Here is a 7,134-nt window from a genome sequence, read left to right as displayed (position 1 = left end):
CGCCGGCCGAGCCGCCGCGTACGGCTCCCCCTCCGCCGCCCCCGGCGCGTCCGCCGGAACCCTCCCCCGCTCGCCCGCCGGAACCGTCTCCCACCCGCCCGCCCGCGGGAACCGAGATCCGGCCCGTGCCGCCGCCGGTTCGGCGGCCCGTGGTGCTGGCCCTGGCGACCGGCAGCGCCGTGCACGCCCGCGGGAACGCCACGGAACCGCTGGAACGCGAAGCCCGGCTGGACCCCGAAGACGAGGTGCGGACGGGTCACCGGCGCCCGGCGCTCCTGCGGGCGGGCGACGAGATCGAGATCGCGCTGGACCGCTCCTCCGCCGCGCGCGTGGAGGAGCGTCCGGACGGGGAATGGCGGCTCACGCTCCTTCGGGGCTCGGTCTTCCTGAAGGTGCGCCCGCGGCCGGGATCCGTGGTCGTGGCCACGTCCCACGGCGAGGCGCGCGTCACGGGGACGGCGTTCCTCGTCTCCCTCGACGCGCGCCGGATGACGCTGTCCGTTCTCGAGGGAGCGGTGCGGCTGCGCGGGGAAAAGGGCGAGGCGCTCGTCGAAGCGGGACGGCGGTCGTCCGTGCGGGCGGGCGAGCGCCCCTCGGCGCCGGTGCGGGCGGACGTGGAAGCCGAAGCCGCCTGGCGCCGGACGCTCGAGGCGGCCGTCCGGCGGGACCCGGAACCCTTCATCGCCTTCGAACCCGGAGCCAACGCGCGCCTGGCGGGGGTGGTCGTCTCGGCCCCCTACAGCCGATCGGAAACCGACGCCGGCCGGCTGGCGCGGACGCTGGCGGAGCACCTGGACGTGGGCCTGGTCAGCGGCCACCATCACCGGGACCGCGCCCGCCGCGTCTGGTTCAACGTGGACCGGGGAACGGAGGGGGAATTCGCGCCCGACGGCACGCTCGGTCCGGCCCGATCCACCGAACGCGCCCGGAAGGTCACGGTCGAGTATCTCTCGATGCTTCGGGCGGCGGCGGGAGTTTCCCCCGGCCGGCCGGTTTCCCTGGTCGTCGCCATCCGCGAACACAGCGAAACGACGCCGGCGGGCGAGGAGCTTGAGGTCTGCGAGGTCGCCTGGACGGGCTGGACCCCGGCGACGATCCGACGGCTCAAGGCGCTGTACGCCCAGCTTCTGGAGAAGCACCGGCCGGCCTATCGAGTCGACATGAAGTTCGAGGACCTGGACGCCACGTACGAGCACCGCGGCCAGAAGCGCGCTTTCCGGTTCACTGAAAGCGACGCGGAGGCCGACGGATACATGGCGCGGCGGAACGCCCAGGCGGCGATCGCGTTCTTCTTCAATCCGAGCTTCGGGAGGCGGCCGGAAGATTTCGACGCCTACGCGCGGATCCTCGGGGAGATGATCGAGTTCCTGTACGCCCAGCGGTAGGAATCTACTCCTCGTCGGGCTTCAGGTCCCGGAGGTGAAGTTCCACCGACTCGGCGCCCTGCCAGGAATTGATTTCCGGCGTGAAGGCCACCGAGACGGTCCGGCACCGCCGCAGGGATTCCAGAAGCGCCCCCATGCCGAATCCGACCGCGCGGACCGAGGCGCCGTCCTGCGCGAGGTAGAGCGACAGGTGTTCGTTGCGGCGGCCCATCAGGCGCGGTTCGCCGGCCACGCGCACGTGGGCGGCGGCCAGAAGGGGCGGCGGATTCCCGGGCCCGTGCGGGGCCAGCCGGGCGATCTCCCGGACAACCGGCCGGGTCACGGCGCCCAGGGGCACTTCGTCGTCCACGTCCAGGCGGGGCTCCAGCCGCTCGGGGGTCAGGTCCTGTTCCGCCCGGCGGAGAATGCGGCGCCGAAAGGCCTCGAGGCTCTCGGTCCGCAGCGAGAGACCCGCCGCCATCGCGTGCCCGCCGTGGGTCAGAAGAAGGTCCCCGCAGGCCGCCAGCGCCTCGTGGAGCGGCCAGCCCGCCACGGACCGGGCGGAACCCCGCGCCACGCCGTTTTCGATCGCCAGGACGAACGCGGGCCGGTGGTACCGCTCGACCAGGCGGGCCGCGACGATCCCCACCACTCCCACATGCCAGCGCTCGTCGGCCACGACGATCGCCGGCGCTTCCGCTCCGCCGGCCGCTTCCGCCTGCGCGCAGGCCTGCTGGAAGATGTCGTCCTCGATGCCTTTTCGATCGCGGTTGGATCGCTCCAGCACCTCCAGCACCGCCTCCACGCGCGCCGCGTCGTCGGTGACGAGGAGCTCCACGCAGTCCATGGCCGAGCCCAGCCGCCCCAGGGCGTTCAGGCGCGGCGCCAGTTTGAAGCTCACGTCGAACGTGTCGAGCGCCCGGCCTTCGAGCCCGGCCTTCGCCAGAAGCGCCCGCAGCCCGCGGCCGCGGCAGGCCCGCAGGGCCTCCAGGCCGTAGCGGACGAACACGCGGTTCTCCCCCGTCAGAGGGCACACGTCCGCCACCGTCCCGAGCGCCGCCAGGCCCATCGCGTCCAGGATGAAGCCGTCGAAGCCCGGCCGCCGCCGCGCCGCCGTCCGGTCCGCCAGCGCCCAGGCGAGCTTGAAGGAGATGCCGGAGGAGCAGATGCCGGTGAACCCGTAGGACGATCCCGGCCGCTTGGGGTTCAGGATCGCCAGGGCCGGAGGGAGCGCCGGCCCGGGTTCGTGATGGTCGAGAACGATGACGTCGATCCCGAGCGCCCGCGCGCGCTCCAGCTCCTCGAGGTCGCGCGTTCCGCAATCGACCGTCACGAGGACCCGGACGCCCTCGCGGGCGAAATCCTCGACGGCGGCGGCGTTGAGGCCGTAACCGTCGCGCACGCGGTGGGGAACGCGGTAGATCACCGGGTGTCCGAAGAGCCCGAAGAGCTTGACGAGAATCGCCGTTCCCGAGGCGCCGTCCACATCGTAGTCGCCGAAGATGCCGACCTTCTCGCCGCCGCGCAAGGCCGCCTCCAGGCGGTCCACGGCGCGGCCCATTTCCTCGAAGCGCAGGGGATCCAGCAGGGCGGAAAGTTCCGGCGAGAGGAAGCGGCGGGCCTCCGCCGGGTCGCGCAGTCCCCGATTGACCAGCAGCGTCGCCGTCAGGGGCGAGATGTTGAGCGCCCGGGCCAGCCGCTCGCCGGCGGCGCGGTCGGTTCGGGCGAAAACCCAGCGTTTCGGGCGCATGCCCCTCCCCCCCGAACGTCCGGCGCGGCGGCTACCCCAGCTCGCGCCGCACCATGTCCAGCACGTGCATGGCCGCGCGCTCCTTGACGAAGGAGCGTTCGCCGGAAAAGACCTTGCGTTCCACGCGCTCGCCGACGGCCATGTAGCACAGACCCACGGGCTTGGCGGGCGTTCCTCCGCCGGGTCCGGCGATGCCGGTAACGGCGGCGCCGAGGGCGGCGCCGCTCGCCCGGGCGACGCCCCGCGCCATCGCGCGCGCGACCTCTTCGCTGACGGCGCCGTGGCGGCGAAGGAGATCCTCGGGCACGCCCAGGAGGCGCATCTTCGAGGCGTTGGAGTAGGCCACCACTCCCTCCAGGAAGACCGCCGAGATCCCGGGCACCTCCGTCAGACGGTGGGCCACAAGCCCGCCCGTGCAGGACTCCGCCACGGCGAAGGTGGTCCCGGTCTCGATCAGGCGGCGGGCCACGACCTCGTGGAGATCCCCCTCGTAGAACGCCTTCCCGAGAGCCCGGCGGATGCGCCGCGAAAGCGCGGCGACCGTCCGCGCGCGGCCGGGCCCCTCCGCCCGGATCCAGATCGTAACCTGCCCGCCCTGGACCGTCAAGCCGTAGGCCGCGCGCCGCCCCACGATCGGGCGGACGATTTCGTCCACCGTCGCTTCGGGCACGCCGAACGAGCGGCCTTCCCAGTAGAGATAATCCGCCCGGCGGCGCAGCCCGGGCAGAACGTGCCTGAGGAACATGGGACGCATTTCGCGCGGCGGGCCGGGAAGCGCCGCGAAGAAGACGCCGTCCTGGCGGAGGGCGAAGCCGGGAGCCGAGCCGTTCGGGTTCGGAAGGGCGCGCGCCCCCCGGGGAAGGAACGCCTGACGGCGGTTGATGGCGGCCATGCGAACGCGGGCGCGCCGGAAGCGCTCGCGGATGCGCCGCCAGAGCTCGGGACGGAAGACAAGATCCCTGTGGAAAGCTTCCGCCGCGGCGGCGCGGGTGTAGTCGTCCTCCGTGGGCCCCAGCCCCCCCGTCAGGAGAATGATGTCCGAACGCGCGGCGGCGAGCTTGAGGGCGTCCACCAGCCTTCCCAGGTGGTCGTCCACGACCTGCCGGTGCCGCACTTCGAGGCCGGCGGCTTCGAGCTCGCGGGCGAGCCACGCGGCGTTGGTGTCGATTCCGCGCCCGCGGAGGAGCTCCGTGCCCGTCGAGAGGATTTCGACCTTCATCGGGCGGCGCGGAGGGGCGGGGGGCTTCCGGCCCGCTCCTGGGGCGGGACGAAAAGGGAGAACGCGGACTTGCGGCCGGTGACGGCGATGGCGCCGCGACAGAGGCTGAGGCGGACGGTGCCCGTGACGCGCTCGTTGATTTTGGCGAAGAACGCGTCCAGGCCTTCGCGGACGGAGAGGAACCACTTGCCCTCGTAAACGAGGTCCGCGTAGCGCTGCGAAAGCGAGTCCTTGAAGTGAAGGACTTCCCGCTCCAGCGTGATCGATTCCAGCGCCCGGTGCGCCGTGAGCAGGATCGCCGCGGCGGGGGACTCGTAGATCTCGCGGGTCTTCAGTCCGCTGATGCGGTTTTCGACCACGTCGAAGCGCCCGACGGCGCAGCGCCCGCCGATTTTGTTGAGCGTCTCGATGAGCTTGACGGGGCCCATTTCCTCGCCGTCCACGCCGACGGGCTCGCCGTTGCGGAAGTCGATTTCGAGGACGGTCGGCTTGGCGGGGGCGTCCTCCGGCGGAACGGTCAGGAGGTAGGTGTCCTTGGGAGGCTCCTCCCAGGTGTCCTTGACGTCGCGCAGCTGGATGTTGTTGCCCCAGAGGTTTTGTTCGATGTTGTAGACGGCCTGGCGTTCGCTTTCGAAGCGGATGCCGGCGCGGCGGGCGTATTCGAGGTCGTCCTTGGGCGAGCGCAGGCCCAATTCCACGAGGGGCGTCAGGACGCGCAGGTGGGGGGCGACGGCGCGGATGCAGTTTTCGATCCGGAGCATGTCGTTGCCGATGCCGCGCGAACCGTGGGCGATGTATTCGCAGCCTTCCTCCTCGGCGATCTTGACGAGCTCCTCGACGATGAGGGGCCGGGAGAGGGCGCTGAAGAGGAAGTACCCCTGTTCGTAAACGGCGTTGGCGCGGATGCAGGGGAAGATGTAGTCGCGGGCGAACTTTTCGCGCAGATCCGCCAGGTGGGCGGCCGACGCTCCGAGCTCCACCGCCCGTTCGGCCAGGGGCTCCAGATACTCGGGCTGCCCCAGGTTGGCGGAGAAGGTGTAGACCTTCATCCCCTTGACGTGCCGGAGGTAGTGGACGCAGATCGTGGTATCCAGGCTGCCCGAATAGGCGAGGGCGACCTTGGGCATGCGGGAAGTCTACGCGTCCCGCCGGGGGAAGTCAAAGAAAGAAGGGGCGGGACGCCCCGCCCCCTTCACCGCCCCGCCAGCCAGGCCGCCAGAAGCTCCACGTTGCGGCTGAAAACGGCGCTGTCGAGATACCGGAACCCCGGGGAAAACCGCGGTCGCCCCCCCAGGCGGCCGCCTTCGTACGTGCTCACCCAGCGGCCCTCGGCATCCAGGGACGCCACCGCCCGGCGGACCTCCCGCTCGAGATCTTTGCGGGACGCCGGCGGCGGCGCCCGTCCCTCCCGCGCCTGGGCCAGGAGGTCTTTCAGCTCCCCGAGCCGGGACGCGACCTTCCAGCCGTAGTGGTCCGGCGCCGACGAATCGTCGTACGTCAGCCGGTATTCGGCGTCCATGTAAAGCGGACGGTTGGTGCGAAGCTCGTAGAAGCGCGCGAGACGGCCGTCCGGAAGGAGCGATGTGCGGAGATACTCCAGGGCGCGCGGCACGGGATCCAGGTACTTCCGGTCTCCCGAACGGCGCGAAATCCGCACCAGCGTCTCGATCACATCCTGCGATTCCGCGCTCGCCACGGCCGGGGGCTCGAACTTGCGCGCCCACGCGGGGCGCATCTCCTCCGTGTACTGCTGCGCCCACGCCGGCTGGGGATCCGGCATCTGCGCCAGAACGAGGAAATCTCCGAGCTTTCGGATCGCGGCCGCGAAGCGCTCCTCCCCGGTGGCCGCGTGCGCCTCCGCCAGAACCTCGAAGACGCGCCCGGCGATCCCGTCGTTGAGGGTGTAGAGATCCCAGTAGTTCTTCACGCGGCGCTCGGTTTTCCAGTCGTAGTCCGGATACCCGGCCGCCACCACCGGGCGCGCCGGGACCGGACCCGTCCAGACCTGGGGAAAGCCGCCGTTCGGAAACTGCGCCTTGAGGAGCGCCTCCAGGCCGTAGAGGACGGCCTCGTGGACCTTTTCGTCGCGGAATTCCAGGGCACGGTCCATCCGGATGAGGAAGCGCAGCGCGGAGGGGGTTTGATCGTCGTCAAGCGACGACACGTTCCAGCTGCCCCCCTTGCCGCCGCGATACTTTCCGACACGGCGACCGCCTGCGGGGTCGAAGTCGATGAGGTTCGTCCAGCCGCCGGACTGCAGCTGCCCGTAGAGGAGCGCCCCGGCCGCCTCCCGCGCCGCCTCGAGAAACAGCTTCTCCTTCGTGGCCTCCCAGGCGGCCAGATAAGCCATCCCCACGGTGGGGGTTCCCGGCGGCTGAACCCAGATCTCGTCGGGCGCCGCCTTCCCCTCCCCCCACCGCTCCGTCAGATCCAGGCTCGTGTACCAGACGTAGCCGCCGTGGCGGGCGACACGGGTGCGGTAGAATTCGACCGCCCGGCGAAGGGCCCGAAGAGCGTCTTCCCGCAGGGCGGTCTCGGAGGCTTCCTGGGCCGGCGCGAGCGCCAGGATCGCCAGCGCGGCGATCACGGGTCACCTCCTTTCCGTCCCGGGCGCTTCAGACGCCGGACTTCACCTCGATGAGGTCGAAGTCCTGCATCACGTACCCTTTTCCTTCGGTACGCTTGAGCGCCCGGGCGCGGGCTTCATGGTAGTTTTTCCACTTCGAGTATTCCTCGTAGGAGAGGACCTCGCAGCTGATGAAGCCCCGGGCCAGATCCGTGTGAATGCGCGCCGCGGCCTC

6 protein-coding genes are annotated in these 7,134 nt (G+C 71.0%); 1 reads left to right on the top strand and 5 read right to left on the bottom strand.

Going from position 1 to position 7,134, the window contains the following annotated elements:
• Positions 1-125 precede the first annotated feature (125 nt).
• Positions 126-1,385, top strand: coding sequence for a FecR domain-containing protein (locus VNO22_00175; protein HXG59763.1), 1,260 nt, complete (start codon positions 126-128; stop codon positions 1,383-1,385).
• 4 nt (positions 1,386-1,389) lie between these two features.
• Here the strand turns inward: VNO22_00175 and recJ are convergent, their stop codons facing one another.
• From recJ to VNO22_00150, 5 genes are all read right to left on the bottom strand, one after another.
• Positions 1,390-3,114 (bottom strand): single-stranded-DNA-specific exonuclease RecJ, encoded by a 1,725-nt coding sequence (gene recJ, locus VNO22_00170; GenBank protein ID HXG59762.1) that lies wholly within the window; start codon positions 3,112-3,114, stop codon positions 1,390-1,392.
• Between the two features lie 31 nt (positions 3,115-3,145).
• Positions 3,146-4,333 (bottom strand): competence/damage-inducible protein A, encoded by a 1,188-nt coding sequence (locus tag VNO22_00165; protein ID HXG59761.1) that lies wholly within the window; start codon positions 4,331-4,333, stop codon positions 3,146-3,148.
• On the bottom strand, positions 4,330-5,460 hold the full coding sequence (locus tag VNO22_00160) for an argininosuccinate synthase (GenBank protein ID HXG59760.1): 1,131 nt from the start codon (positions 5,458-5,460) through the stop codon (positions 4,330-4,332). Before VNO22_00160 ends, VNO22_00165 begins: the two co-directional genes overlap by 4 nt.
• Before the next feature lie 65 nt (positions 5,461-5,525).
• Positions 5,526-6,920, bottom strand: coding sequence for a pectate lyase (locus VNO22_00155; protein HXG59759.1), 1,395 nt, complete (start codon positions 6,918-6,920; stop codon positions 5,526-5,528).
• A 28-nt stretch (positions 6,921-6,948) separates the two neighbouring features.
• The coding region (locus VNO22_00150) for a DUF933 domain-containing protein (GenBank protein ID HXG59758.1) at positions 6,949-7,134 on the bottom strand (186 nt) is incomplete at its 5' end.

This window comes from Planctomycetota bacterium (assembly GCA_035574235.1).
Classification (GTDB): domain Bacteria; phylum Planctomycetota; class MHYJ01; order MHYJ01; family JACPRB01; genus DATLZA01.
The sequence above is the reverse complement of the archived record's forward strand: the minus strand, read 5'-3'. Positions and strand labels throughout refer to the sequence as shown.